General features: G+C 69.0%; 25 protein-coding genes and 2 pseudogenes. 12 read left to right on the forward strand and 15 right to left on the reverse strand.

The features are described 5' to 3' along the window. The 4 genes and pseudogenes from ACWD3H_RS35040 to ACWD3H_RS35055 all read right to left on the reverse strand — a co-directional run. Window positions 1–197: pseudogene (locus ACWD3H_RS35040) on the reverse strand (permease); the annotation flags it as partial. A gap of 343 nt (window positions 198–540) precedes the next feature. Beyond that, complete coding sequence (locus ACWD3H_RS35045; RefSeq protein ID WP_451958047.1) at window positions 541–1,365, reverse strand: chorismate-binding protein; 825 nt, start codon at window positions 1,363–1,365, stop codon at window positions 541–543. A gap of 102 nt (window positions 1,366–1,467) precedes the next feature. Next, the gene (locus ACWD3H_RS35050) at window positions 1,468–1,953 is read right to left on the reverse strand and encodes a carboxymuconolactone decarboxylase family protein (RefSeq protein ID WP_451958048.1); all 486 of its coding nucleotides are present in this window, start codon (window positions 1,951–1,953) and stop codon (window positions 1,468–1,470) included. Window positions 1,954–2,040: 87 nt separating this feature from the next. Then, window positions 2,041–2,523 carry a carboxymuconolactone decarboxylase family protein gene (locus ACWD3H_RS35055; protein WP_451958049.1) on the reverse strand — a complete coding sequence of 161 codons (483 nt, stop codon included), beginning with the start codon at window positions 2,521–2,523 and terminating at the stop codon, window positions 2,041–2,043. 174 nt (window positions 2,524–2,697) lie between these two features. Here ACWD3H_RS35055 and ACWD3H_RS35060 point away from each other — a divergent pair, with 174 nt between their 5' ends. From ACWD3H_RS35060 to ACWD3H_RS35070, 3 genes and pseudogenes are all read left to right on the forward strand, one after another. Beyond that, window positions 2,698–3,636 (forward strand): RNA polymerase sigma-70 factor, encoded by a 939-nt coding sequence (locus tag ACWD3H_RS35060; RefSeq protein WP_451958050.1) that lies wholly within the window; start codon window positions 2,698–2,700, stop codon window positions 3,634–3,636. 28 nt (window positions 3,637–3,664) lie between these two features. Next, window positions 3,665–4,124: pseudogene (locus ACWD3H_RS35065) on the forward strand (FAD-dependent oxidoreductase); the annotation flags it as partial. A gap of 222 nt (window positions 4,125–4,346) precedes the next feature. Continuing rightward, entirely contained in the window at window positions 4,347–4,667 is a 321-nt protein-coding gene (locus ACWD3H_RS35070; RefSeq protein WP_451958051.1) for a hypothetical protein, read from the forward strand. Between the two features lie 90 nt (window positions 4,668–4,757). Here the strand turns inward: ACWD3H_RS35070 and ACWD3H_RS35075 are convergent, their stop codons facing one another. The 3 genes from ACWD3H_RS35075 to ACWD3H_RS35085 form a co-directional block, all read right to left on the reverse strand. Then, the gene (locus ACWD3H_RS35075; RefSeq protein WP_451958052.1) at window positions 4,758–4,997 is read right to left on the reverse strand and encodes a thioesterase II family protein; all 240 of its coding nucleotides are present in this window, start codon (window positions 4,995–4,997) and stop codon (window positions 4,758–4,760) included. A 135-nt stretch (window positions 4,998–5,132) separates the two neighbouring features. Continuing rightward, window positions 5,133–6,032 carry a cytochrome P450 gene (locus ACWD3H_RS35080; protein WP_451958053.1) on the reverse strand — a complete coding sequence of 300 codons (900 nt, stop codon included), beginning with the start codon at window positions 6,030–6,032 and terminating at the stop codon, window positions 5,133–5,135. Between the two features lie 133 nt (window positions 6,033–6,165). Continuing rightward, entirely contained in the window at window positions 6,166–7,194 is a 1,029-nt protein-coding gene (locus ACWD3H_RS35085; protein ID WP_451958054.1) for an alpha/beta hydrolase, read from the reverse strand. 44 nt (window positions 7,195–7,238) lie between these two features. On the opposite strand from ACWD3H_RS35085, the gene ACWD3H_RS35090 reads away from it, so the two are divergent. Then, a complete protein-coding gene (locus ACWD3H_RS35090) occupies window positions 7,239–8,525 on the forward strand; it encodes an alpha/beta hydrolase (RefSeq protein WP_451958055.1) in 1,287 nt (428 codons plus the stop codon). A 4-nt stretch (window positions 8,526–8,529) separates the two neighbouring features. Here the strand turns inward: ACWD3H_RS35090 and ACWD3H_RS35095 are convergent, their stop codons facing one another. Beyond that, entirely contained in the window at window positions 8,530–9,372 is an 843-nt protein-coding gene (locus ACWD3H_RS35095) for a helix-turn-helix transcriptional regulator (RefSeq protein ID WP_451958056.1), read from the reverse strand. 94 nt (window positions 9,373–9,466) lie between these two features. Between ACWD3H_RS35095 and ACWD3H_RS35100 the strand changes: the two genes are divergently transcribed. The 3 genes from ACWD3H_RS35100 to ACWD3H_RS35110 all read left to right on the forward strand — a co-directional run bounded on the left by ACWD3H_RS35100 (window position 9,467) and on the right by ACWD3H_RS35110 (window position 12,910). Continuing rightward, a complete protein-coding gene (locus ACWD3H_RS35100) occupies window positions 9,467–11,101 on the forward strand; it encodes an AMP-binding protein (protein WP_451958057.1) in 1,635 nt (544 codons plus the stop codon). 167 nt (window positions 11,102–11,268) lie between these two features. After that, a complete protein-coding gene (locus ACWD3H_RS35105; RefSeq protein ID WP_451958058.1) occupies window positions 11,269–12,273 on the forward strand; it encodes a LacI family DNA-binding transcriptional regulator in 1,005 nt (334 codons plus the stop codon). Between the two features lie 409 nt (window positions 12,274–12,682). Beyond that, window positions 12,683–12,910: a hypothetical protein gene (locus ACWD3H_RS35110; RefSeq protein ID WP_451958059.1), complete on the forward strand. Its 228-nt coding sequence runs from the start codon at window positions 12,683–12,685 to the stop codon at window positions 12,908–12,910. A gap of 55 nt (window positions 12,911–12,965) precedes the next feature. Here ACWD3H_RS35110 and ACWD3H_RS35115 read toward each other — a convergent pair whose 3' ends face one another. The 4 genes from ACWD3H_RS35115 to ACWD3H_RS35130 all read right to left on the reverse strand — a co-directional run bounded on the left by ACWD3H_RS35115 (window position 12,966) and on the right by ACWD3H_RS35130 (window position 17,156). Beyond that, the gene (locus ACWD3H_RS35115) at window positions 12,966–13,925 is read right to left on the reverse strand and encodes an alpha/beta hydrolase (RefSeq protein ID WP_451958060.1); all 960 of its coding nucleotides are present in this window, start codon (window positions 13,923–13,925) and stop codon (window positions 12,966–12,968) included. 515 nt (window positions 13,926–14,440) lie between these two features. Continuing rightward, window positions 14,441–15,532, reverse strand: coding sequence for a phosphotriesterase family protein (locus tag ACWD3H_RS35120; RefSeq protein ID WP_355563374.1), 1,092 nt, complete (start codon window positions 15,530–15,532; stop codon window positions 14,441–14,443). A 1-nt stretch (window position 15,533) separates the two neighbouring features. Next, window positions 15,534–15,743, reverse strand: coding sequence for a hypothetical protein (locus tag ACWD3H_RS35125; RefSeq protein ID WP_451958061.1), 210 nt, complete (start codon window positions 15,741–15,743; stop codon window positions 15,534–15,536). A 645-nt stretch (window positions 15,744–16,388) separates the two neighbouring features. Then, window positions 16,389–17,156 carry an SDR family NAD(P)-dependent oxidoreductase gene (locus ACWD3H_RS35130; RefSeq protein WP_355563368.1) on the reverse strand — a complete coding sequence of 256 codons (768 nt, stop codon included), beginning with the start codon at window positions 17,154–17,156 and terminating at the stop codon, window positions 16,389–16,391. 305 nt (window positions 17,157–17,461) lie between these two features. On the opposite strand from ACWD3H_RS35130, the gene ACWD3H_RS35135 reads away from it, so the two are divergent. Further along, entirely contained in the window at window positions 17,462–18,052 is a 591-nt protein-coding gene (locus ACWD3H_RS35135) for a TetR/AcrR family transcriptional regulator (protein ID WP_355563365.1), read from the forward strand. Window positions 18,053–18,311: 259 nt separating this feature from the next. Here ACWD3H_RS35135 and ACWD3H_RS35140 read toward each other — a convergent pair whose 3' ends face one another. Beyond that, the gene (locus ACWD3H_RS35140; RefSeq protein WP_355563362.1) at window positions 18,312–18,890 is read right to left on the reverse strand and encodes a TetR/AcrR family transcriptional regulator; all 579 of its coding nucleotides are present in this window, start codon (window positions 18,888–18,890) and stop codon (window positions 18,312–18,314) included. Window positions 18,891–19,051: 161 nt separating this feature from the next. On the opposite strand from ACWD3H_RS35140, the gene ACWD3H_RS35145 reads away from it, so the two are divergent. The 3 genes from ACWD3H_RS35145 to ACWD3H_RS35155 all read left to right on the forward strand — a co-directional run bounded on the left by ACWD3H_RS35145 (window position 19,052) and on the right by ACWD3H_RS35155 (window position 21,788). Continuing rightward, a complete protein-coding gene (locus ACWD3H_RS35145; protein ID WP_451958062.1) occupies window positions 19,052–19,801 on the forward strand; it encodes an SDR family NAD(P)-dependent oxidoreductase in 750 nt (249 codons plus the stop codon). A gap of 33 nt (window positions 19,802–19,834) precedes the next feature. Continuing rightward, window positions 19,835–21,517 carry an FAD-binding protein gene (locus ACWD3H_RS35150; RefSeq protein WP_451958063.1) on the forward strand — a complete coding sequence of 561 codons (1,683 nt, stop codon included), beginning with the start codon at window positions 19,835–19,837 and terminating at the stop codon, window positions 21,515–21,517. A gap of 91 nt (window positions 21,518–21,608) precedes the next feature. Beyond that, window positions 21,609–21,788, forward strand: a complete 180-nt coding sequence (locus ACWD3H_RS35155) for a hypothetical protein (RefSeq protein ID WP_451958064.1) — start codon at window positions 21,609–21,611, stop codon at window positions 21,786–21,788. Window positions 21,789–21,883: 95 nt separating this feature from the next. Here ACWD3H_RS35155 and ACWD3H_RS35160 read toward each other — a convergent pair whose 3' ends face one another. Then, window positions 21,884–22,831, reverse strand: a complete 948-nt coding sequence (locus ACWD3H_RS35160) for an IS481 family transposase (RefSeq protein ID WP_451958065.1) — start codon at window positions 22,829–22,831, stop codon at window positions 21,884–21,886. 229 nt (window positions 22,832–23,060) lie between these two features. Further along, window positions 23,061–23,204, reverse strand: coding sequence for a hypothetical protein (locus ACWD3H_RS35165; protein ID WP_355563353.1), 144 nt, complete (start codon window positions 23,202–23,204; stop codon window positions 23,061–23,063). Between the two features lie 212 nt (window positions 23,205–23,416). Here ACWD3H_RS35165 and ACWD3H_RS35170 point away from each other — a divergent pair, with 212 nt between their 5' ends. After that, window positions 23,417–24,517 (forward strand): hypothetical protein, encoded by a 1,101-nt coding sequence (locus tag ACWD3H_RS35170; RefSeq protein WP_451958066.1) that lies wholly within the window; start codon window positions 23,417–23,419, stop codon window positions 24,515–24,517. Window positions 24,518–24,584: the final 67 nt, after the last annotated feature.

Raw genomic sequence — 24,584 nt, forward strand, 5'->3', positions numbered from 1 at the left:
ATCGTGGCCCACGTCTGCAGCGCGGGCGCCGTCAGATACGGCGCCAACGTGAATCGGCCCACCACCAGCAGCACGATGACGAGCGTGAACCCCCACGGCAGGGTGCCGCCCGCCGAACCTGTACGTCCCCAGGAGTCGGGGGACAGGCTCTCGTCGTCGGCCCACACGCCGCGCGGACCGGATCGAAGCTCGGGCATGCGCCCCATTGTGGCAGGCCGTCCCGGCAGCCCAGGCCGAACCTCCTCTAGAAATCTACAACGTAAAGGCGTTCGGTAGTTTCAAGATCAACAAAAATACAGTCGACTAAAGACCCAACCTCAACAAGCAAAGGCCATCCCGGCGATGCGCCGGGATGTAGCAGTGCAGGTGGCCGGGTGTCCTCCAGCCAGGCCACCGAAGACGCTACGAGCCGGTTGGACGAGGAGGTGTCAGCGGACTCCACAACCACGCGAACGCATCGGGCTGGGGCCGTGCCGGAGAGGGTTCGGGGGCGTAGAAGTTGAACGAGTAAGTCCGATGCCCGAGGAACATGCGGCTCCCTCACCTGTGATGGAACCGCAGGTGAGGGACGACGCTTCGTAGCTTTTCGCAGGTCTCCTCGTATTCGCGTTCCGGGGTGGATTGGCCCATGATGCCTGCCCCGGCACGGAGCCAGGTGTGGTTACCATGCGCGAACAGCGTGCGCAGGACCAGTGCCGCGTCCAGTGAGCCGTCGGTTCCCGCTCGGAACACCGCCCCGCCATAGAGCCCTCGGGGTTCGGGTTCATGGCGGTTCAGGGCCGCGAGGGCGGCGCTCTTCGGTACGACGGTGACCGCCGGGAAAAGTGCCGCGAACGCCGACCAGGGGCCCAGGTTCTCGCGCAACCGCCCGGCGACCCGGGACGCGAGATGCTGTACCGAGCCACGTGCCTTGACCGTCATGAACTCCTCGATCACCACCGAGCCGGGCCGGCAGATCGTTTCCATTTCCTCAGCGGCCAGTCGTACCGAGATCGCGTGCTCGTGCACCTCCTTCGGGTCGGTGCGGAGTTCCTCGCGCAGGCGGTCGTTCTCGGCGGCGTCGGGTCCCAGGGATCGGGTGCCCGCGAGTGGCTGGGTGCGGATCCGGCCGTTCGCCTCTACCTCGACGATGGTCTCCGGGCTGAAGCCGGCGGCTCGCTGGCCGCCGAGGTTCAGCAGGAAGGAAACCGTGGCCAGGAGTTCGAGGGCTCCCAGGGTCTTGATGGCGTTGGCGCTGAATCCCGCGGTCCATTCGGCGCCGTGGATGGTGGCGAGCTTCTTCTTCGGGATGAAGGACTTCGTAGAGCCCCCGGTGATCGCGACCAGGGCGAGCATACCGGCGGCGATCCAGAGTGCGAGGTTCATGACTCCTCCGTAAGGTGTTAGGCGGCCCGGAGGGGCCGGGTGTGGCTGATATGGCGGCCCGGGCGAGTGATCCCGGGCCGGGCGGTGGTGTGGCAGTGCGGGTCAGTTGGCCATGCCGGCGAACTGGCCGGGCTGGTAGGAGCCTCCGGGGTTGCGCACGATCACGTTGAGCCGGTTGTTGGCGTTGATCATGGCGATCAGGGAGACGAGCGCGGCGATCTGGTCGTCGTCGTAGTGCTCGCGCACCCGGTCCCAGGTCTTGTCCGACACGGGGTGGCGGGTGTCGGCGATCCGGGTGCCTTCCTCGGTCAGCGCCAGCGCCGCGCGTTCGGCGTCGGTGAACACCGTGGACTCGTACCAGGCAGCGACCAGGTTGAGGCGGTCTGTGGTCTCGCCGGCGGCGGTGGCGTCCTTGGTGTGGTAGTCGACGCAGAAGCCGCAGCCGTTGATCTGGCTGGCGCGCAGCATCACCAGGTTCTGGGTGGCCTGGGGCAGCGGCGAGTCGACGATCGCCAGGGCGACGTTGTAGATCCGCTTGGCGATCTTGGCGCCGAGATTGTTGTTCATCAGGTCGAAGCGGGGTTCCATGGTCTGCGTCCTTACTCGTGGGTTGGGGGTGCCGCGCGTATTGCTCGCGCGGCCGATGGCAGGAGGCTTGTTGTTCGCGGGTACCGGTCAGCCGAGATTGCCGGGCTGGTAGTCGCCGCCGGGTTGGCGGACGATGACGCCCATCCGGTTGGTGGCGTTGATCAGGGCGATGAGGACCACCAGGTCGGACAGCTGGTCGGCGTCGTAGTGCTCGGCGGCGGCGGCCCAGGCCTCGTCGCTCACGCCGCCGGCCGCGTCGGCGATGCGGGTGCCCTGCTCGGCGAGGGCCAGGGCGGCGCGTTCGGCGTCGGTGAACACCGTGGACTCGCGCCAGGCGGCGACCAGGTTGATGCGGGTGGCGCTCTCTCCGGCGGCCGCGGCGTTCTTGCTCCACACGTCGGTGGCGTAGCCGTCGCCGTTGATCTGGCTGGTCCGCAGCAGCACCAGCTTCTGGGTCGCGGCTGGCAGGCTCGATTCGGCCAGGATCGTCTTGCTCGCCGTGCCGAAGTGGCCGGCGGCCTTGGCCGCGGTGCCGTCGGGGTTCGCGAATAGGCTCAAACGGGCGGTCATGGTGTGCTCCTCGGAAGTCGTCGTCGGGCGAAGTCGGCAAGGAGATGCCGGTGGCCGGTGCGGCGTGACAGCTCCGGCGGTGTGACCTATGTCACTGCTGGTGGGCGTCACGAGAAGCGCGGGGTCGGCATCTGGTGTGGGATACCGAAAGATCCAAAATGGAGGGAGCCGCCGATGACCGAGCACGGTGACCGGACTGTGGAAGCGACCAAGCCATCCGATGGGGGCACCGGCGTGGATGGCGCCACCGAGGCCTTCGTCGCCCACCGGAACCTGTTGTTCACCGTCGCCTACGAGATGCTCGGCTCGGCGGCCGATGCCGAGGACGTCCTGCAGGAGACTTGGATGCGGTGGGTGGATGTCGACCTGGACATTGTGGAGGATCCCCGCGCGTATCTGGTCCGGATCACCACCCGCCAGGCGCTGATGCGGCTGCGTTCGCTGCGCCGGCGCAAGGAGTCCTACGTCGGCCCCTGGCTGCCCGAGCCGTTGCTGACCGCGCCGGACGTGGCCGAGGACGTCGAGCTGGCCGAGGGCGTATCGATGGCGATGCTGCTGGTGATGGAAACGCTCACGCCGACCGAGCGCGCAGTGTTCGTGCTGCGCGAGGTGTTCGACCTGGACTACAACGAGATCGCCGAGGCCGTCGGTAAGACCCCGGTCACGGTCCGCCAGATCGCGCACCGGGCCCGGAACCACGTCGCCGCCCGCCGCCCGCGCACAGCGGTTTCGCAGGCTGAGAACCGCGCAGCCCTGCTGGCCTTCCAACGGGCCGTCGACACCGGCGACATGAAGAGCCTGCTGGACCAACTCGCCCCGGACGTCGTCTTCCTCAGCGACGGCGGCGGTGTGGTCCCGGCTGCGCTGGAGCCGGTCGTGGGCGCGGAACTGGTCGCCAACTTGTTGACGGCGGGGCTGGGCCGGCTGGCAGGCTCCGCCTCGGTGCAGCCGGCGCAGGTCAACGGCCATCCGGCCCTGATCATGCGGATCGATGGGCAGATCGAGGGCCTGCTGGCAGTGCGGACCGAACAGAGCCTGATCACCGGCCTGTACTTCGTGCGCAACCCCGAGAAGCTGTCACGCCTCGATCAAGAAACCGCCCTGCATCGCTGAACCGCAGCCTTGGGAAATGAGGAGTTTGATGATCGACGTGGTCGTGGTCGGCGGCGGGCCGACCGGCTTGATGCTGGCCGCCGAGTTGCGGCTGCACGGCGTGAACGTGCTCGTGCTGGAGCGGGGCACTTGAGCCGACCAAGCAGGTCCGTGCGCTCGGTCTGTACGTGCGCAGCATCGAGGTGATGGACCAGCGCGGTCTGCTGGAGCGGTTTCTCGCCCTCGGTAAGCAGTACCCGATCGGTGGTCTGTTCGTCGGCATCCGCAAGCCGCCGCCGGACCGGCTGGACACCGCACATCCCTACATCCTCGGCATCCCGCAGACAGTCACCGAACACCTGCTGGCCGAGCACGCCACCGAGCTCGGCGCGGAGATCCGGCGCGGCTGCGAACTGGTCGGGCTGAGCCAGGACGACGAAGGCGTGACCGCCGGGCTGGCCGACGGCACCCGCCTGCGCTCACGCTGGCTCGTCGGGGCCGACGCCGGAACCCGGTTACACCTTCGCCCTGCCCGACCTCGCGCCCGGCGCCATCCGCGACCTGCGTGACTCCGACGCGGAGCAGGACGACGACGGGATCTGACCAGCGCAGCGGAACAGAGGGTGGCACCGTGGGAGCCATGGAGGAGACACCGGACTCAGCACCGGCGACCTACGAGGACCTGCTGCGCCAGACCCGCCGGATCTACCGGGAGCTGGATCGGCGTCAAGGTGCTGGAGGGCATCGCCGCCGGCGAGCACACCGAACGCTCCTTCATCCTCGACCTGGCCCTCGCCCTGGCCGAGGACCGCCGCCGCGACATCGTCCGCAAGACCAAGAACGGCCTGGAGACCGCCCGCAAGCAAGGCAAGGTCGGCGGCCGCCGACCCGTCGTCGACGACGACAAGCGCGCCGCGATCCTGGCCCGCCGCCGGCGCGGGGAATCCATCCGCACCATCGCCGCCGGGGTGAAGGTCTCCGTCGGTGTCGTCCACAAGACCCTCAAGACCGCCGAGGGCAACCCCACCGACCAGCCCGGCCTCATCGACTGACCCGACCCCCAGCCACCCGCGTCGGAACGGCCAGTCACGGCAAGACGAGCCCGCCGGGCTCCTTAACGTGACTGGCCGTTTGGTTGCTGCTCAAGCCCCGTCGTGGGCCACCTCCCAGGCGACGGCCGAGCTCATGCTGTGCCCGAACAGGGCGTAGGGGCGGTCGAGCAGCGGCACCAAGGCATCGGTGACGGCCGTGACCAGCTCGTCCATCCGGTCCACCGGGGGATCTTCGAAGCGGTCTTCCCTGCCTGGGTACTGGATGCCCCACAGCTCGATCTCTGGCGGCAGCAGGGCCGCCCAGGGGCGGTAGAAACCGCACGCCGCCACCGGCGTGCGGGAGACAGATCAGCCGTAGCCGGGCTGCCGGCCGCGGGCTCCAGCACCGGATCCACGGGCCGAGACGCCGCGGCGCCGGGTGGTGGCTGGTCTCTGGCCATGGGGCGGGCCCGCCGGGATGGGTATTCACCACGTCACCGGCAGCCGCTCGATGCCGAAGGTGGCCGAATCGTGTTTGAAGTCGATTTCCTCGTCCGGGGTTGCCAGGCGCAGCGTCGGCACGCGGCGGATCAGCGTTTCCAGGGCCACTTCAAGCTCCAGCCGGGCCAGGTGCTGGCCGATGCACTGGTGGACGCCGTAGCCGAAGGCGACGTGGTGGTTGTCCGGGCGGCGGAAGTCGATCCGGTCGGGGTCGGGGAACTGCTCGGGGTCGTGGTCGGCGCCGGCCAGCAGAGCGATGACGCCGTCGTCGGCGGGTATCACCGTGCCGGAGATCTCGATGTCCTGGGCGGCGATCCGCAGCGGGATGGAGTCGGCGATCGACATCACCCGCAGGAGCTCATCGACGGCGGCCGGCATCAGGGAGGGGTCGGCTCGCAGTTCCTCCATCAGATCCGGCCGCTGGAGAAGCAGCAGGGTGCTCAGAGCGATCATGTTCGTGCTGGTCTCGCGTCCGGCGTTGATGGTGATGCCCACGGTGGACAGCAGTTCGGGCAGGGTGACGTTGCCGGTCTGCAGGTGGTTGACGACGAGTTTGGAGAGCAGGTCGTCGCCCGGCTGCTCCTGCCGCTGGGCCACCAGGTCGGAGATCAGGGCGAACAGTGCGTCCAGCGCCTCGGCGACCTGCTCGGCGGTGCTGTGGCGGGAGCCGGAGATGCGGGTGACGTCGCGGAAGAACTCCAGGTTTTCTGCGGGGATGCCCAGCAGTTCGCAGATCACGGAGGTGGAGACGGCGTTGGCGTAGAGGGGGACGAAGTCGACGGGGGCCTCGGTCGCGAGCATGGAGTCCAGGAGGCCGTCCACGATGGTCTGCACGGCGGGCCGCATGGCGCGGATTCGGCGGACGGTGAACTCCGGCAGCAGCATCCGGCGGTAGCGGGTGTGTTCGGGGGCGTCGGTGCGGATGAAGGGGCGCAGCCGGGCCCCGATTTCCTGCTCGCCCTCGCCGCGAGTGGCCGTCGTTTCCCCCTGGCGGAGACGACGGCCACTCGCGGCGATGTCACCGTTGGGCAGCCGGCACCGCCCAGTGCTTGTCGACGAACAGGCGAATCTCCCGCGCCCGCTCGTGGTCCTCGGGCGCCATGCCGAGGAACATGGCGTGGGGTGCGGCCTCGAAGACGTGCAACTGCGCGGGAACGCCGGCCGCCAGCAGTTTCCGGTGCAGGCGCACGGTGTCGGAGAGCAGGAAGTCACGGGTGCCGCTGGTGAGGATCGTGGGCGGGAAGCCCTTGGTGAAGTCCCCGAACAGTGGTGACAGGTACGGATCGCGCAGGTCGTGGCCGCTGGCGTACAGCTCGATGACAGGGGTCAGATCGTCGGCGAACGTGATGTCGATTCCCTTGTTGGTCACCAGGGTGTCACCGGTCTGGGTGCAGTCGGCGGGCACGGTTTCCACCACTGCTCCACCCGGCAGCGGCAGCCCTTCGTCCCGGGCCCGCAGGAGCAGGGCGACGGTGAGGTTGGCCCCCGCCGAGACACCTCCGACGACGATCTCCTCGGGACGGTGCTCTTGAAGCAGCCTGCGGTAGACGGTCAGGCAGTCGTCGAGCGGGGTCGGAAACGGGTGGTCCGGCGGCATCCGGTAGTCGACAGCCCACACACGCGCGCCGACGACTCCGGCTGTCATGATGGCTCCCGGACGGCACAGCTCCCCTCCGCCCTGGATGAAGGCTCCGCCGTGGATCGCAAGGTAGGCCTGGCGATCGTCCGGTGTGACGCCGTCAGGCGTGGCCACGTAGACGGTCACGCCATCGACGTCGATGACCTCGACCTCGGCGTTGACGCCGGTGTCGGCCATGCCGAAGCACGATGCCACCATGGGCCCGGCCGCCTCCGCCGGTACCATCGCGTTCCGCTCCGCTATCAGCGTCCGCCAAGCCTGTCGATCATCGACCGGTGGCCACTGCGTCGGCGGCTGCACCATGCCCATCGCCAGAAACGCCCGCGCCTGCTCGCTCACCGAGGCCGGCACCGGGATGTCCCGCGCGGGCACGTGCATCGCGGCGTGTGTCCCGTCAGTCGTCGTCACTGTGATTCTTCCTTTCGTTATGCGGTGTTGGGCAGGTTGGAGAGGTGCTGCGCCCGGGGAACGTCGAGCTGGGCGCAGCGAAGACCGTCGCGGGTGTTGCCTGCTCGTCCTTGGCGAAGAAGCCGCCGTCGGTAGTGCGGATCGGCGTCGTGGTGTGTCCCGCGATCACCGCGTCCGACGCCCGCAGCCGCTCGAGGGCGACGTCATCCGGAGGCCGGCCCGCAGAAAGCCGGTCATCACGACAGAATCGATCACGCCCGGTGAGCGCACCACCCCCGTTCTGGGGTGGTTGGGACGCTGGCTCGCCGCCCACTCTTGATACGGGACAGCAAGAAGGGCGATCAATGATGGCTGATGGTTCACCTCCGGCGCTGCACGTGCCGGCCCGGGACATTCCCGTTCCCGCATCGGTAAGCGCCCAGGCACAGGCCTTCCTCGCCCAGGGACTGATGCGGACATCGCCGCGCCCATCCCTCGATGACCTGGACGCATGGCGGAAGATGATCGCGGCGACCGAGGACGCGATGCTGCCGATGTACGAGCAGCGTGCTTCCCGGGTGGCGGCCGACATCGCGGAGATCGACGCAGAGGGCACGCGCGTCTATGTGGTCACACCCGACGGAACACTCGGAGACGACCGGCGGGTCTTCCTGGACGTCCACGGCGGTGCCTTGATCCAGGGCGGCGGGGAAACGTGCCGGTTGAACGCCATCGCCACAGCCGGGCAGGTCGGCGCGCGTACGTGGGCCGTCGATTACCGGATGCCTCCCGACCACCCCTACCCCACCCCGCTCGACGGCTGCGTCTCGGCCTATCGGGCGATCCTGCGCGATCACCGCCCCGATGAGGTCATCGTGGGTGGTGGTTCGGCCGGCGCCAACCTCGCGGCCGCGCTCATCCTCCGGGCCAGAGACGAAGGCCTGCCGCTACCCGCCGCCGCGGTGCTTCTCACCCCCGAACTGGACCTCACCGAGTCGGGCGATTCCTTTCAGACGAACGCCGCCGTCGACATCGTCGGCAGCCAGAGCTTGATCCCCGTCAACCTTCTCTACGCCGACGGCCACGACCTGGCTCACCCATACCTCTCGCCGCTTTTCGGTGACTTCGTCAAGGGTTTCCCGCCCACGCTGCTCACCGCGGGCACTCGCGACGTCTTCCTTTCCAATGCCGTACGCATGCACCGCGCGCTCCGAACGGCGGCGATTCCGGCTGAACTTCACATCTTCGAGGCCGCGCCCCACGGAGGGTTCTTCGGCACAGCTCCCGAGGATGGAGAGGTCGACCGGCAGGTGCGCCAGTTCGTCGACACCTGTTGGGCCCGCTCGAACTGATCGCTCACGGAAGCTGGCCGATCATCCTGGCAGCGTTGACGGCCTGCACCCGCGAGTGCGCGTCGAGCTTGCTCATCGCGCTGCGCAGGTAGCTCTTGACCGTTTCCGGACCGATCGCGAGGGTTCGCGCCGTCTCGACGTTGGTGCATCCCATGGCGACACACGCCAGAACATCCACTTCACGCTGTGACAGCCGTGGGGTGTGCCTGTCGCTCGGGGCGGCGGTGAGAGTGAGCGTGGCGCACACCGCGTCGATTCGCGTCCGCAGCTCGGGGTCGGTGAGGGTGCTGCCGATGGCTCGTAACTCGGCGTGGCCGCGGCGCAGCGCTTCACGTTCCGCCGACGACGCCGACGAGAGGGCCGACGCGGTGTGGGCGTGGAGCTCGGCCATCCGCCGCTCGACCTCGTCACGGATCGCGAGCTCCTGCTCAAGGTCGCGGGCGGCGTTGACGGCCGCGCCGATCGACACGTCGGCGAGCAGGCCCATCTCGCGGACCGCGCCGTAGAGTACCGCCCGCACGACACGGCGCACGATCACCGGTACCGCGACCAGTGACCGGATCGACTCGGCCCGCGCCACCTCGTCGAAGTCATGGCTGATCGCGTCGCTGGTGTAGTAGTCGCCGACCGCGACCGGCCGCCGCGTCGCCAGCGCCCGCCCGCCGACGCCGCGCCCGCCTGGCACCAGCAGCCCGCGCAACGACTCTCCGGCGTTCCCGAGCAGCGTGCTCACCCGCAGCTCGCGCTCCCGGGCAACCACGCCGCCGAAGACGAGCGGGAACCGCGCGCCGCGCTGCAGCACGGCGAGCGTGTGCCGAACCTCGGCGGCTTCTCGATCGGCCGGCATCCGATCACCTCCATTCGGGGGTAGCCGATACGGCGTGACGGACTGGATAGTTCGGACAGCGATCCTCGATTCCCCAGCGCCCAGGGAGCCTTCCATGTCTGCACCAGAGCGGATCGTGTCCGAGCTGCTGAGCGTCTACGACCAGCCGGACGCCAACGCCGTCGAGCTTCTCTGCCGTCGGCACCGGTCCGGTGCCGTGGCGTTCACCGTGATCGAGCCTGATCTGTCGAGCCGGGACGTGACGTTCGGCGAGCTGGAGGAGGCGTCCGGCCGATTCGCGGCGGGCCTGGCGGCGCTCGGGGTGTCCGCGGGCGACCGGGTCGCGACCCTGATGGGCAAGTCGGCCGAGTTGGTGATCGTGCTGCTGGGCATCTGGCGGCTCGGCGCCGTGCAGGTGCCACTGTTCACCGCGTTCGCGCCGCCGGCCATCGCCCTGCGCATCACCGGCAACAACACCACGGCGATCGTCGTCGATCCCTCCCAGCGGGCCAAGCTCGACCCCGGCGACGACATCCCGGCCGACCCCGGCTGGACGATCATCACCACCGGCGAGGCGACCGGGCAGGACGTGTCCTTCGGTGACCTGCTCGCCACCGACAGGCCGGTCCCGGAGCCGGTCGCGGTCGGCGGCGACGGCATCTTGATCGAGCTGTTCACCTCCGGCACCACGGGCACACCCAAGGGCGTGCCGGTGTCGCTGCGCGCGCTGGCCGGGGTGCACGCCTACCAGGTGCTCGGTCTCGATCACACCAGCGAGGACGTGTTCTGGAACGCCGCCGATCCCGGCTGGGCCTACGGGCTGTACTACGCGGTCGTCGGCCCGCTCGCGTCCGGCCGGCGCAGTCTGCTGCTGCGCGCCGGCTTCTCGCCGGAGCTGACCTGGCAGGTGCTGTCTCGTTTCGGCGTCACCAACTTCGCCGCCGCCCCCACCGTGTACCGCGCGCTGCGCGACGCCGGTGTGCCCGTGCCGAAAGACCTGAAGTTGCGCCGCTGCTCCTCGGCCGGTGAGCCGCTCACACCGGACGTGGCCACCTGGGCCGGGCGCGAGCTGGGCCTGCCGGTACGCGACCACTACGGGCAGACGGAGACCGGGATGACCGTCGTCAACGCCTGGCACCCCGGCCTCGTGGCTCCCATCAAGCCCGGCTCGATGGGCCGAGCGTTGCCCGGGTGGCGTGTGGAGGTGCTCCGCTCCGACGCCGATGAGGTCGCTTCCACCGGCGAGGTGGGCAGGGTCGCGGTCAACGTGCCCGACAGCCCGCTGATGTGGTTCACCGGATACGGCAACGCCCCCGACCGGACAGCCGAGCGGTTCAGCGCCGACGGCCGCTGGTACTACACCGGGGACATCGCCGCGAAGGACTCCGACGGCTGCCTCACCTTCGGCTCCCGCGACGATGACGTGATCCTCATGGCCGGTTACCGGATCGGCCCGTTCGAAGTCGAGAGCGCGCTGCTGCGACACCCGGCCGTGGCTGAAGCCGCCGTCGTCGGCGAGCCCGACGAGCTGCGCGGCGAGGTCGTCGTCGCCTACGTCGTCACGCAACCCGGCACCAGCACCGGCGACGCGCTCGTCGGCGAACTGCAGCAGCTGGTCAAGACCCGCCTCGCCGCACACGCCTATCCCCGCCGGATCCACTTCATCGACGAGCTGCCCAAGACGCCCAGCGGTAAGATCCAGCGCTTCCTCCTCCGGCAACGCCAGGCCGCCGCGCCCTCGGCCACATGACGCTGGGGCCAGGGTGGCAGGCGGGTCTTTGGGGCTCATCGAGACTCCACGAGTTCGCTTCCTAGCACGTGCTAGTTAGGTAGGAGCGTACGCCTCGCGGTTTGCACGTGCAAGCTACAATCTCATCCGGTGAGCGGGTGGCGACGGCGAAACGGAGTGAAGACCGGTTGGGTGAGAACGCGAGCAAGCGGGTGACAGCCGCGGACGTTGCGCGCTCGCTGGGCGTCTCGCGCGCCACGGTCGGATTCGTGCTGAACAACACGCCTGGGCAAACGATCTCCGAGCCCACCAGGCGGCGCGTGCTCGCCGAGGCCGAACGCCTGGGCTACCGGCCGCACCGGGCCGCGCAGGACCTGCGGCGCGGCAGCAGCAAGATCATCCTTGTCGTGCTGCCGGACCTGCAGATGGAGTACCGGCTGCGCCAGTACCTGGAGGAGACCTCGCTCGCACTGGACGAGGCCGGCTACTCCCTGGCCGTCTACGCACGCCAGCCCGTCAGCCGGGCGCGGCCCCTATGGGAGCTGCTCACCCCGGACGTCGTCTTGGGGATCGGCCCGTTCAGCGACGAGGAAGCGGCCTCGATGCGCGCCTGCGGCGTCACCAAGATCGTCCCGGATCCCGGGCAGTCCGAGACGATGGACGAGGCACCCACGATCATCGCCGGTCCGGCACTGCAGGTCGAGCATCTGCATGATCTGGGCCACCGCCACCTCGCCTTCGCGGCGACCGCGGACCCGCGCGCGTCCTCGCTCCTCCAGGCTCGGGCGGGTGCCGCCCAGCGGACCGCCGCCAGGCTCGGCCTCGATCCCCTCGACGTGCGGGCCATTGAGTACCGAGGCGACTCGGCCGCCGCCGCGGTCCGGCACTGGCACAAGGCCGGTGTGACCGGCGTCGTGGCCTACAACGACGACGTCGCGGCCATGATGGTGGGCGCCGCGATCCGCGCGGGCCTGTCCGTGCCCGGTGATCTGGCTGTGATCGGCCACGATGACATCCCGTTGGCGGCCGTGTTCGTCCCCTCGATCTCCAGCGTGAGCATCGACGCCGCCGGCCTCGGCCGCTATTTCGCCGCGGTAGCCCTGCACGTCGCCGACGGTCGCCCTCTGCCGCACCGGGATTTCGATTCCGACGCCACCCTCGTGGCACGTGAATCCACCGTCGGGAACGGCTGACCTCTCCAGGGCGGACCGTTGGCACGACTCGAAGGCTGGTGGCATGTGGTAGTTAACTGGGCGCGAAAGCACCGATACCTGCCGGTGAGGTAGATCGCGCGGATCGTCTCCGCTACATGGCGCTCGCCCCCGCCCACGCCGTATTTGGCGGCGGGCGAGCAGGCTTGCCGGCTCCGCAGGCGGTGATCTCCCGGGATGCCCGTGCCGCCCGGCCGAGCTGGTTGCACCGCCTCCTCTCCGGGAGAGGCGACCACGTTCGCACCGGAAAAGACCTCTCGGACGGCTGACGGTCAGTCGCCGTCCTCCACGCCCAGCGTGGACAGCGCTGGAGATGATGTCGCTCGGTTGTTCGCTGTCGTGTCAACAACGCACGGCCACCGGGGCGACAGGCTGGAGTACGGGTGACGACGTGCTGCCGGGCGACGCCGAACACGGCGAACCGCGATCGGAACACGACCCGCAGGCGTTCGCGACCATGCCCCTGGCCCTCATCGACGGACTGCGGGCACAACGGCTCTTCGGCCGCGACTTGGTACGCGTGGAGTCGGCCATCCGTGCGTCCCTGGACTCCGCCGTCCCGGCCCTGGCTGGGACGGCGGCGACTCCTCAGCGCCGAGCAGCGGGCACGGGGATGTGAAGCGCGGGTACCTGCGGGCTGGGGCACGTACTGTCGGTTATCGTCACTCTCCTGATCAGGCTGCCCAGTGCCGGTCGGCGAAACTGCGGATCTCACGTGCGTGCTCACGGTCTTCCGGCGCTTGCCCGAGGAAAATGCCATGGCCCGCGGCCTCGAATACGTGCAGTTCGGCCGGCACGCCAGCGGCGCGCAGGGCCCGGTGCAAGCGCACGGTGTCCGACAGCAGCAGGTCGCGGGTACCCGTCAGCAGGACGGTGGGCGGGTATCCCTTGGTGAAGTCGCCGAACACCGGTGACAGGTAAGGGTCCCTCATGTCGTGATCACCGGCGTACAGGCGTGCCGCTGGTTCCGCGCGGTCGGGCAGCACGGTGTCGAGCCCGAGGTTGGTGTGTATGGTGTCTCCCGCTCCGGTCAGGTCGGTGGCCGGGGTGCTCAGTACCAGGGCGGCGGGCAGCGGCAGCCCCTCGTCGCGAATGCGAAGCATCAGGGCCGCCGCGAGGTTGCCGCCCGCCGATGCGCCGCCGACGATGATCTCCTCGGGGCGGCGTTCCTCCAGAAGAGCCCGGTAGGCGGCCAGGCAGTCGTCCAACGCCGTCGGGTAGGGGTGGTCGGGCGGCATGCGGTAATCCACCGCCCACACCCGTGCGCCGACGATGGCAGCGGTGGAGGTTCCCGTGCCACGGCACATCGCCCCGCCGCCGAAGATCCAGGCGCCGCCGTGGATGTCCAGGTAAGTGCGGCGATCGTCGGGCGACACGCCCTCCGGTGTGATGATGTACACCGGGAAGCCTCCGAGATCCTTTTCCTCGACGTTGTCCGCAACGGCGGAGAACAGGCCGCCGAGCATCTGCGCCGACGCCGCGTCGCCGTCGGCGATCATCTTGCGCCAGCCGTCCAGATCCTCCGGCGACGGATAGTCGGGCGCCGGTCCCAGCGGGCCACGAGCCAGTACGGCCTGGGCCTCCTCACTGATCGACGTGGGCACCGGGATGTCCCGGGCGGGCAGGTGAAGCATCGGGTGTGTCTCGTCACTCGTCATGGGTTCCTCACTACGATGCACCTATCACGTGCTAGTTCACTGGAGCGTACGTGGGGGTGTTAGCACGTGCAAGTTACGGCTTACGCTCGATTGCGCGATCAGGTGTGTGGCGCGCGCGGTTGAGATGGATCTGGAGAAACCCGAGACCGCGCCCTGGTCCGACCCCAACGTCATCGGCCTGGACAGCCCCGCGATCGGCCCTCCGGGGCGCTGCTCTGTCAGCGGCCCGGTGCCTGGCGCGTGGTGATGTGGCCGGCTCAGGGGCGAGGCCGATGATGATGGCGGTCTCCACGCGGGGCGGTAGTCGGCAAAGGCCGTCACGATCTGCTTGATGCCCATCGACGTCGTCTTGTCGAAGGCGTCTCATCGATCCTCCTGCTGTGAGCCCCGAACGGGTGTCTTATCTGTCAACGGCTTGCTCCCCGCTCGGGGATGCGCTCGGCGGAGACCGCGGTCCTGCTGTCATGGTCCTGTGATCTCGTTCGACTGATTCAGTGGCTAAGGATGCGTGCCGGGTTGTCGACGACGAGCTTGCGGTAGACCTCGTCGGCGAACCCGAGCTGCGCGAGCATCGGCGGGATGAACTGCGGGAAGCGGGTGAAGCCGTAGTAGCCCCACGTTTTGCTGTGCGCTTTGGTGAAAGTGTCGTGGCCGAGGACGATACGGTCGCCGTTCCCGGCCCGCAGAAGGTCGACGAGACCCTTCAACCGGTCGTAGTCGTCCGGAAGGATCGCCGTCGTCGCCGACCAGGAGTCGAAGCCGATGTTCACTCCCTGATCGAGCACCTTGCGCTGCAACTCGGTCGAGACGTTCCTGACCGCGGACATGTCGTCGACGTACTTCGTGAGCGCGTCCCAGGGACGCAGGAACGAGTCCATATGGATCATCACGAGCCGATCCGGCGACATTCCCGTGGCAAGTGCGACCTCGACGCCCTGCAGCACCTGCGCATGGGACATCGGGAACGAGGTATGGACATGAAGGCTCAGCCCCGTCGCCGCCGAGACCCGCCCGAGCGCACGCAGGGTGATCAGTTCCGTCTCGGGCAGCTCGGCCGCCGGGTCGGCCGCCGACAGCCCGCACTTGAGCAACCCCGGTCGCAGGCCCGTATCTCCGACGCCCTCGACGACCTCGCGTGTGAAGAAGTCGCGGAGGTCGTCCTCGCTTCGGTTGTCGAACCCCTCGGGACGTGAGCCGGCGACGTAGAGCCCGGTGGCGAAGAGCACGTGCACGTCGGCGCGCTCGGACGCGGCCTTCAGGTCACGGACGTCACCGCGCATTCCGAGCGGTGAGGCGTCGCAGACGGCGTTGCCGCCCACCTGCTTGAAGAACCCGAGTTCGGCGGTCGTGAAGTCCACGTCGCCCGCGCTCTCGCACTCCCGCGAGCTCGCGGCCCCGAACTCACGAAGGAACGCGAGATTGTCCACCCGTAGCGCGCCCATCTCGGCGGGCAGCGCCGAACCGGTGTAGCGCTCGACGAACTGCCGCATCAGGGTGCCGTCGGCGTTGAGGTGCTCGTGGACGCTGGTGTAGCCGAGGTCCTCAGGGGCGATGTCGCCTCGGACCGTGGTGATGACACTCATGTCAGGCCTCCTTCGGGGTCGGCGCGCCGATGTGCTGTTCGATGAAGCGCTGGATTTCTGTGTCGCGTTCGCGATCCTCGGGAGCGAACCCGTTGAACAGGGAGTGTGGCGCGGCCTCCCAGGGGTTCGCCGTCGTCGTGCGAAGCAGCACATCGCACAACGAGCGCGCGTTCTCAAACCCTGCGGGTCCGAGAAGCCCTCTTACCGTCATAACTTCTCCTCTTCCGCCTCATGCCGCTCAGGCGCGTCGCTCGGGCCTGATGTGCGGGAATCGTGTGGTGTCCGGCAGCATCTCAATGGGTGGCGCACGGCGATACACCCGATCGGGGGGATCGCCGGCAGACCCGAGACCCTGCGGGGCTCGGCAATGGGATCTGGTGACAGGCCGCGCACAAGGCCTCGGCCACCGGTTCGGTGCGCAGGTGATCAGCAGTGGTCCAGCCCACCACCCGGCGTGAGGCGATGTCGATGACGACCACTGGAGCGGAAGTCACGAAGGCGGGCCTTTTCGCTACGTCGCAGGTCGGGTCCACCAATCTCGGTTGGGTAACCTCAACCACACGTCAGGCGGGCCGATGATCGCCCGGGCGTCGATCAGCCGCAAGCCGACGCAGCAGTAGGCCACGAGCCGGTAGCAGTAGAGGTGGGAGGCGAGGACCGGCCTCGAACTGCTGTATCGCTTCTGGCGGAAGAAGGGACTCCTGGGCTCCTGCGTGGACGAGGGTCTCCTGACGGTTATGGGCTCGGGGCATCGTTTTCCGGAGAGACGTCCGGCGAGGACGGTTCAGGGAGCTGGGGCAGGACAGGCGTACCGGGCCGGGCCGGGCCGGGCCGGGGCTTCCGGCCCGGGGATTGGTCAGGCACGCATGGTGGTGCCGCCGTCGACGCAGATGGTCTGGCCGGTGACCCAGGCCGCGAGGTCGGACAGGAGGAAAGCTGTCATGGCGCCGAGGTCGGCGGGTTCGCCGTGACGCCAGGACGGGGTGGTGGTGAGGATCATCTCGCGGTAGTCCTCGGGCAGATTGCGCTTGGTCTGCTCGGTGAGGACGAGGCCGGGCGAGATGTTGTTGGCGCGGATCTTGTCCTTGCCGTACTTGCGAGCGATGTGGCGGGTCATGGCGCTGATGCCGGCTTTGGTGGCCTGGTAGGCGACGCTGACCTCCATGCCGGCGTAGACGGCGTTGGAGATGGTGTTGACGACCGCTCCGCCGCCCGCGGCGATGATGTGCGGGATGGCGTGCTTGCAGGTGAGAAGGTATCCGGTGAGGTTGACGTCGAGGGTGCGCTGCCAGGCGGCCAGGTCGATGTCGACCACGTTGGTGTCGGCCGCGACCTCCTCGACGCCGATGTTCGCCGCGACGTTGAACAGCCCGTCGATGCGCCCATACGTGCTGAGTGCAAGATCGATCAATGCCTTGACCTGGGCCTCGTCGGAGATATCGGCCGTCGTGGCGACGCCCTGGCCGCCAGCGGCCGTGCAGGCCCGCACGGTCTGTTCCGCGGAGGCCAGGCTGATGTCGCTGACGACGATCTTGGCGCCGCCCTGGCCCAGGAAGCCTGCTGTCGCGGTGGCGATGCCACCGGCGCCGGCGAAGACGATGACCTTGTCGTCGAGTCCTTGCATGGATGTCTTCCTTTCCCGAGGGGGCCGGGCGCCAGCGGCACGCACTGGGAACCCGGCTCGTCCAGCGGCCGGTCGGTCGCGGGACGAAGTGATCCACCACACTATAAACGTGCAGTTGTGTATACTTTAGTACGCCTTAGATGCCGTGACACCCAGAACGTAAGACCCCTGGTCGACCACAGAAAACGCACAAAATCCCAGACGAAAGTCAATCTGCCTCAATCTTGAGGGTCGCTCAGCCTTCCGTTAATAGTGCACGAACGCACGCTTATTGCGTTGATCAGGCGCTCCGCTAGCCTGCTGGTATGTCTTCAGCTTCCGGCCGGTCACTGCGCAGCGACGCCTCACGCAACCGGGAACAGCTGCTGACGGCCGCCCGCCGGGTCTTCGCCGAGCAGGGGCCCGAGGCGGCGCTGGAGGAGGTGGCCCGGGCCGCGGGTGTCAGCCGGATGACCCTGTACCGGCACTTCGCGACGCGCGATGAGCTGATCGCCATCGTCCTGCAGGACAACGTCGCCCACATCGAGCAGCGCGCGCGGCAGCTCGACGGCGTCGTCGACGGGGCGGTCAAGCTGTTCCACGAGATCCTGGCGCTACAACTGGAGCACAAGGGCCTGGTCTACCTGGGCAGCCGCGCCGAGGCCGGATGGGTGGTGGATCTGTCCGCGCGGACCGCGGCGGCCTTCGCTCCGCTGCTCGACCTCGGCCGCGCCACGGGCATCGTGTGGCGTGAGATCACCGAGCAGGACGTGCTCTTGGCCCTCCACATGGCCGGAGCCGCCGTGACCGCCAGCGACGCCCGGGACTGGCCGCAGGTGAAGGACACCGTGCACGGCATGCTGCACCGCAGCCTGTTCGCCACCCAGTTCACCTCCTCCACGCCCACCCCTCCGTGACGCTCGCACCCTGAGTCAGGCGAGATCCGCCGTTCGACGCCTGGCCGGCAGTGGCCAGGGGCGGCCCGGCGTGCTATCGGCAGGTGAAGGCGGCGAAGGCCTTGTCCAGCAGGGCGCCCAGGTTGGGACGGCCTCCGAAATCGGTCCCCGCCCACGCCCCTCGCCCTGGACTGACAGGGGGATGTAGGGCCGCGACAGGACCCGGCCCGTGAGGACAGGACGCGGCGGTGCCACGGAGGAGGGATCGGCCCGCAGGGCCTCAGGTGGGTGAGGGCCGTCCGGTGAGGAACAGGGACCGGTGCAGCATGGCGCGGATCCGGTCGTGGTTCTCGGCGCGCCTGTCGCCGTCGGCGTCGTCCATGGCGCCCTCGGCCATCTGGTAGGCGAGGATCACGTCGCAGACGTAGACGTCGGGGTGGACGATGCCCTCGCCCCGGCCCTGTTCCAGCAGGGGGACGAACGCGGACGCGGTCCGCCCGGCGAGGGTGGAGAACCACGAGGCGCCGGCCTGGGAGAGCATGTGCGCGATGCCGCCGTGCTCGAATTGCAGGCCCAGAACGAAGTCGAACAGCTCGACGACGGCCCCGGGGCGGCCTTCCAGTTCCCGTGAGCGCTGTTCGATCCGCGCCACGTTGTCCTCGAACACGGTGGCGGCGAGCTCCTCGCGGGTGGCGAAGTTGCGGTAGAGCGTGGTCCGGCTGACCCCGGCGGTTCGGGCGACCTCCTCCAGCGGTACGTCGAGGCCATGCTCGGCGAAGGTCTTGCGGGCGGCGTCCAGCAGCCGTGCGCGGTTGCGCACGGCATCGCGCCGAGGGGCTCGCTCGGTGTCCTGCAGCATGGTCGAAGGATAACTTGCCCCTAATCCGTACAGTCGTGTACGTTTCGTGGCGTCCAGGGGTCGCGCACGTCCGGCCCATGTCTCCCGGCCCGGCCCCGCCCGCTCATCCGCTGGTCGCAGGGGCCTTGTCCCGGTGCACCACACCCCCTTTGGAGGGGATCATGTCGAAGCTCGCAGGCAGGACCGCCGTCGTCACGGGCGCTTCCTCCGGTATCGGCCTGGCGATCGCGGAGCGGTTCGCCGACGAGGGCGCGCACGTCTACCTGACCGGCCGCCGCAAGCCCGAACTCGACGAGGCGGTCGCCCGGATCGGCGCGAACGCGACCGGCGTCCAGGCCGACGTCTGCGACCCGGCGGCGCTGGAGGCGCTTTATGGCCGGATCGCCGCCGACGGCCGCCGGGTCGACGTCGTCGTGGCCAACGCCGGCGGCGGCGGGCTGTCCCGGCTGGAGGACGTCACGCGGGAGTCCTTCGACGGGATCTTCGGCACGAACGTCGCCGGGACGCTGTTCACCGTGCAGAAGGCGCTGCCGCTGCTCAACGACGGCGGCTCGGTCATCCTGCTGTCATCGGTCGCGGCCGGCGGCGGCAGCGAGTACTTCGGCCTCTACTCCGCGGCCAAGGCCGCGGTCCGCTCTCTGGGCCGCACCTGGGCCAACGAGCTCAAGGGCCGCAAGATCCGCGTCAACACCATCTCGCCCGGCGCGATCGCCACCCCCGGCCTGGCCGCCGCGGCCCCCGACCAGGACGACACCGAGGGGTTCTACGCGATGCTCGCCCCCGGCATCCCCCTGGGCCGGGTCGGGCAGCCCGAGGACATCGCGTCCGTCGCGCTGTTCCTCGCCACCCCCGACAGTGGCTACATGACCGGCGCCAACCTCTACGTCGACGGCGGCTCAGCACAGATCTGACACACCGCCCAGGCCAAGCACGGAAAGAGGCAGATGGACATGCTTTGGGACTACGAGACCGACTTCCTGGTCGTCGGCAGCGGCGGTGGGCTGGCCGGCGCGGTGGCCGCCGGCGCGGCGGGCCTGGACGTCCTGGTGGTGGAAAGCTCGGAGTTCATCGGCGGATCACTCGGCGTCTCCGGCGGCGTGCTCTGGCTGCCCGACAACCCGATCATGCGACGGCACGGCCTGCACGACTCACCGGAGGCGGCGCTGGAACACTTCGCCTCCGTCGTCGGCGACGCCGGGCCCGCCTCTTCCGACGCCCGCCGCCACGCTTTCATCACCCGGGGCTCCGACATGGTCCGGCTACTGGAGCGCGAAGGCGTGAAGTTCGTGCTGTGCGAGGGCAACAGCGACTACTACGCGGGAATCCCCGAGATCGCGGGCGCGGTCGTCAACGGCCGGGCCATCGAGGCGGACCTGTTCGACACCCGGCGGCTCGGCGAACTCAGCCGCAGGCTCCGCCCCGCGATCGCCGCGCCGCTGGTGGTCCGGACCGGCGAAGCCGGCGCCCTGACCCTGTTCCGGGTCAGCGCCCGCAGCCTGCTCAAAGCCGTCCGGGTCGGCATCCGGACGGCGGCGGCGCTGCTGCAAGGCAGGCGGATGACCTCCAACGGCGGCGCCTTGGCCGCCCGGCTCCTGGAGGTGCTGCAGCGCCGCGAAGTGCCGCTGTGGACCGGGACGTCCCTGGAGGAACTGGTGCGCCAGGATGACCGGATCGTCGGCGCCGTCGTGCGGCGCGACGGCGCTCCGCTGCGGATACGCGCCCGCGCCGGGGTGCTGATCGCCTCCGGCGGATTCGCCCGCAACGCCGGAATGCGGACCCGCTACGGCGCAGACCGGCCCGCCGACGGAACCTGGAGCCTGGCCACCCCCGAAGACACCGGCGGCCCGATCCGCCTGGCCATGGACCTCGGCGCGGCCACCGACCTGATGGACGAGGCCTGGTGGGTGCCGGTCTTCCGCAAGCCCGACGGAGGCCTGGGCATGGTCTTGCCCGAACGATTTCGCCCCGGCTCGATCATCGTCGACGGCCGCGGCGAACGGTATTTCAACGAGGCCGAGTCCGCCATGGAAGCCGGCCGCCGCATGTACCAGCGCGAGGCCGAGACCGGCACGGGTATACCGTCCTGGCTGATCCTCGACAACCGGCACCGCTCCCGCTACCTGCTTGGCATACTGCCCCCCGGCCTCACCCCCAAAAGCTGGATCGTCGGCGGCCACCTCAAACGCTCCAGCACCCTCGCTGGGCTCGCCGAGCAGTGCGGCCTTTCGCCGGCGACGCTCACCGCCACCGTCGAGCGGTTCAACGGTTTTGCCGCCACCGGCGTGGACGAGGACTTCCACCGCGGGCGCGGCGTCCACGAACAATCCCAAGGCGACCCCACCCACCGCCCGAACCCTTGCCTGGGCCCCCTCACCAAGGCCCCGTTCTACGCCGTCCAGATCTTCCCCGGCGACGTCGGCACCAGCGGCGGCCTGCTGTGCGACGAGCACTCACGCGTCCTCGACCACGACGGCGCCCCCATCCCCGGCCTGTACGCCACCGGCAACGCCACCGCCTCCATCATGGGCCACGCCTACCCCGCCGGAGGCGCCAGCATCAGCGCGACCTGCGTGTTCGCCCACATCGCCGGTGAACACGCCGCCTCCGGCGCAGGCGAACCGGCTTGAACCCGCTCTACCGGACACCGCGGGCCGTCACGACCGGCCGCAGACCCCGGGGAGACTGTGCGGCGTTCGGAGACCGAGGAACTCTTGCCATGTGGGGGCGCTGGCCTGGGCCGGTGCCAACCTGATCGGCGGCATGCTGGGCGTCACGGTCGTTTTTGGCGCCGCCCTGGCACTGTCGGCGCTGTTGTCCCTGGTCTCACGGCGGCGGCCGGTCAACGCCGGCAACGTCACCGGGCGCCTGGCCTCGGCGATGAGGGAGCGCGCGGCATGAGCGACTACATCGACCTGGACGCGCTGTGCTCTGCCCGAGGTGTGGGCGGGCAGGATGATCTGGACTTTGGCGCCTGTGCGACCGACAGTGATCGTTTACGCCTGGGTCTGGGTCTTCTGCTTGAGGCGTTCGTAGGGGGTCTGGCCGCCGAGGCCGCCGTGGGGTCGATGGTAGTTGTAATAGTCCTCCCATTCGCGCAGCTTGTCGTTGAACACCTCGGCGTCGTCGATGACGACATCCTCCGGCATCCGGTGGAACTCTTCGGCGTCGATGCGGTGTGAGCGCTCGACCTTGCCGTTCAGCCGCGGAGTGCGCGGTTTGATGTAGGTGTGGGCGATGCCCTTGTCCAGCACGTGCCAGTGAAAGGCCGTCTGAAACTCCGCGCCGTTGTCGGTTTGGACAACCTGCACCTGGAAGGGCAGGCGCTGCAGGACGTAGTCGAGGAACTGGATGGCGGTCTTCTGGTTGAGCTGCGGGTAGATGCGCAGCACTCGCAGGCGGGTGCAGTCGTCGATCGCGGTGAACTGGTAGTACTTGTTGCGGCCCCCTTTGCGGCCGATGACGCCGGCGATGGGTTCGATGAACTTCACATCGATCTGCACCCGGTGGCCGGGCAGCTGCTTCTCGTAGCGCTTCCACCGCTTGTCGTGGCGCTTGTAGCGCTGGGAGGCCGGAAGCCGGCCCATGTTCAGGTGTTTGAGGATCCGCCACACGCCCGAGCGGCTGATGGTGACGTCGTGGTAGCGGGCCAGGTACATGGCGATCTTCTCGGGGCCGAAGTGGTAGTTCTGCCGCAGATGGATGATCTTTCCGACGACTTCGGCGTGGGTGGCGTTCGGGCTGGTCTTGGGCCGCTTGGACCGGGTGCGCAGGCCCTCGACGCCCTCGGCCTGGTAGCGGCGGCACCAGATGTAGTACGCCTGCCGGCTGATCCCGTAGTAGCGGCACGTCAGCGCGACGTTGCCCGAGACCTCTTCGACGTGACGGATGATGGCCAGGCGCCGCTTGGCCTCACGATCCAGCGGGGGGGTTGGGGTGGACATAGATGGTCTCCGTAGTGGCCGGAGATCCGGGTGTCAACGATGTCTGTCAGTTTTAGACTTTGGATGTGGTGCGGGGGCCGGGTGGCCAGGCGCGCATCCGGCAGCCGCTGACCGGGCACAGCAGCACCGGGTCGGTCGCATCGACGGGCACAGCCTGCTTAGGGTCGAGACGTCCGCTGTGGCGGTTGATGGTCAGGCAGCAGGCCGCCTCCGGGATCGGAGGGTTGCCTCAGGTGACGGCGCGGTGCAGCCGATCCGGCCGCGTCATGGGGCCGACATCGCTGGCCAGCGGGGGAGCGACCACCGGCCTTCCGGTATCGGGGGTGCCCGGTGGCCGGTAGGGGAGCATCGGGCCGCGTCGTAGATCGCTCATCGCCTCAGGAGGCACCGGGCGGCAGGGCGCGGCCGGTGCTTCTGCGGCGCCGGGCCGGGAGCCTGTCGTCGACGCGCTCGGCGCGCATCCGGACCGGCTGCGGCTGGGCCGCCCGGGTCGCGGGGAGCGGTGTTGGCGCTGCCGATGTAGAACGAACAGAGAAGCAGGAAGAAAAGAGCAGTCAGGACGATGCGCGACGAGGGGACAGGCACATGGGATGGTCGAGGCCCTCGGCCGAGCGGCACCTGCGGGCTCTGCTCGGTCCCGTGACCCGGCTGCGCCGACTGACCAGCAGTCCACGCTCGCGCGTGTGGCGTGCCGAGATGGACGGAACCACCGCGGTGATCAAACAGATCGTCGGTGGTACGGACGCCGATCTGCGCTTCCAGCGTGAGGTAACCGCGTTGCGACTCGCCGCGCGAGCCGATCCGCCCCTGGTGCCCGAGATCCTCGGCACCGACCCAGAGCACCGGATCCTGGTCCTGGAACATCTTGACGCCGACGACCCGGCCGACGGCTGGGCTGTCGACTACGCGGCGGCGCTGGCCCGGCTGCACGCGACGACGAACGCCGCCGACGCCGGGACGCTACCGCGCTGGTCCCCGCCTGGACCCGGTGATCTCGACGCATTTCTCCGTTTGGCCGACCGGCTCGGCGTCACGGTACCGCCGACGGTTCACGCGGAGTTCGACGGCGTGCTCGACCGGCTCGGCCACGCGCCGGGGAACGCGCTGCTGCACGGGGATCCCTGTCCTGGAAACGACCTGTACACCCGCGACGGAGTCCGCTTCGTCGATTTCGAGCAGGCCGCGCTGGGCAACGGATTGACCGAGTTGGCCTACCTGCGTATCGCCTTCCCGACCTGCTGGTGTGCCGCCGCCACACCTTCACCGCTGCTGCACCGCGCCGAGGAGGCATACCGTGTGGCTTGGCGCGCCGCCACCGGCACCGAACCCCAGGGTGACCTCGCCGACGCGTGCACCGGCTGGCTGCTGCGCGGCGACGCCCTCGTCGAACGGGCCCGTCGCGACGGTACCGACCATCTGGCCAGGGCGACTCACCGTGACTGGCGCTGGGGCACGGCCACCGCCCGCCAACGCCTGCTGCACCGTCTGGGTGTCGTCGGCGAAATCACGGCCGACAGCGCCGATTTCGCGGGCATCGGCGGCCTTACCGCGATGATGCGCAGACGCATGCTCGATCGCTGGCCCACGCTACAACCGCTTTCCCCGAGTCGCCCCTCAGGTCACCACGGCCGTCAAAAAATCAGCATTTTTCGAAGATCATGGAATCGGTCCCGGAACCCGCCCTGACATTTCGAGCACCGGACGATTCCGGATGAGGAGTGTGACGGGGCTACAACTCGGGGTCCACCGATTC

The organism is Streptosporangium sp. NPDC002607 (assembly GCF_053592655.1).

What these genes read in the sequence shown, in the direction of transcription:
- ACWD3H_RS35050 (WP_451958048.1), bottom strand. Translation starts at nt 1,953, where the DNA reads ATGGAACCCCGCTTCGACCTGATGAACAACAATCTCGGCGCCAAGATC.
- ACWD3H_RS35100 (WP_451958057.1), top strand. Translation starts at nt 9,467, where the DNA reads ATGTCTGCACCAGAGCGGATCGTGTCCGAGCTGCTGAGCGTCTACGAC.
- ACWD3H_RS35140 (WP_355563362.1), bottom strand. Translation starts at nt 18,890, where the DNA reads ATGCTGCAGGACACCGAGCGAGCCCCTCGGCGCGATGCCGTGCGCAAC.
- ACWD3H_RS35115 (WP_451958060.1), bottom strand. Translation starts at nt 13,925, where the DNA reads ATGCTTCACCTGCCCGCCCGGGACATCCCGGTGCCCACGTCGATCAGT.
- ACWD3H_RS35080 (WP_451958053.1), bottom strand. Translation starts at nt 6,032, where the DNA reads ATGCTGCTGCCGGAGTTCACCGTCCGCCGAATCCGCGCCATGCGGCCC.
- ACWD3H_RS35125 (WP_451958061.1), bottom strand. Translation starts at nt 15,743, where the DNA reads ATGACGGTAAGAGGGCTTCTCGGACCCGCAGGGTTTGAGAACGCGCGC.
- ACWD3H_RS35130 (WP_355563368.1), bottom strand. Translation starts at nt 17,156, where the DNA reads ATGCAAGGACTCGACGACAAGGTCATCGTCTTCGCCGGCGCCGGTGGC.
- ACWD3H_RS35135 (WP_355563365.1), top strand. Translation starts at nt 17,462, where the DNA reads ATGTCTTCAGCTTCCGGCCGGTCACTGCGCAGCGACGCCTCACGCAAC.
- ACWD3H_RS35060 (WP_451958050.1), top strand. Translation starts at nt 2,698, where the DNA reads ATGACCGAGCACGGTGACCGGACTGTGGAAGCGACCAAGCCATCCGAT.
- ACWD3H_RS35145 (WP_451958062.1), top strand. Translation starts at nt 19,052, where the DNA reads ATGTCGAAGCTCGCAGGCAGGACCGCCGTCGTCACGGGCGCTTCCTCC.
- ACWD3H_RS35170 (WP_451958066.1), top strand. Translation starts at nt 23,417, where the DNA reads ATGGGATGGTCGAGGCCCTCGGCCGAGCGGCACCTGCGGGCTCTGCTC.
- ACWD3H_RS35160 (WP_451958065.1), bottom strand. Translation starts at nt 22,831, where the DNA reads ATGTCCACCCCAACCCCCCCGCTGGATCGTGAGGCCAAGCGGCGCCTG.
- ACWD3H_RS35055 (WP_451958049.1), bottom strand. Translation starts at nt 2,523, where the DNA reads ATGACCGCCCGTTTGAGCCTATTCGCGAACCCCGACGGCACCGCGGCC.
- ACWD3H_RS35165 (WP_355563353.1), bottom strand. Translation starts at nt 23,204, where the DNA reads ATGAGCGATCTACGACGCGGCCCGATGCTCCCCTACCGGCCACCGGGC.
- ACWD3H_RS35095 (WP_451958056.1), bottom strand. Translation starts at nt 9,372, where the DNA reads ATGCCGGCCGATCGAGAAGCCGCCGAGGTTCGGCACACGCTCGCCGTG.
- ACWD3H_RS35150 (WP_451958063.1), top strand. Translation starts at nt 19,835, where the DNA reads ATGGACATGCTTTGGGACTACGAGACCGACTTCCTGGTCGTCGGCAGC.
- ACWD3H_RS35120 (WP_355563374.1), bottom strand. Translation starts at nt 15,532, where the DNA reads ATGAGTGTCATCACCACGGTCCGAGGCGACATCGCCCCTGAGGACCTC.
- ACWD3H_RS35045 (WP_451958047.1), bottom strand. Translation starts at nt 1,365, where the DNA reads ATGAACCTCGCACTCTGGATCGCCGCCGGTATGCTCGCCCTGGTCGCG.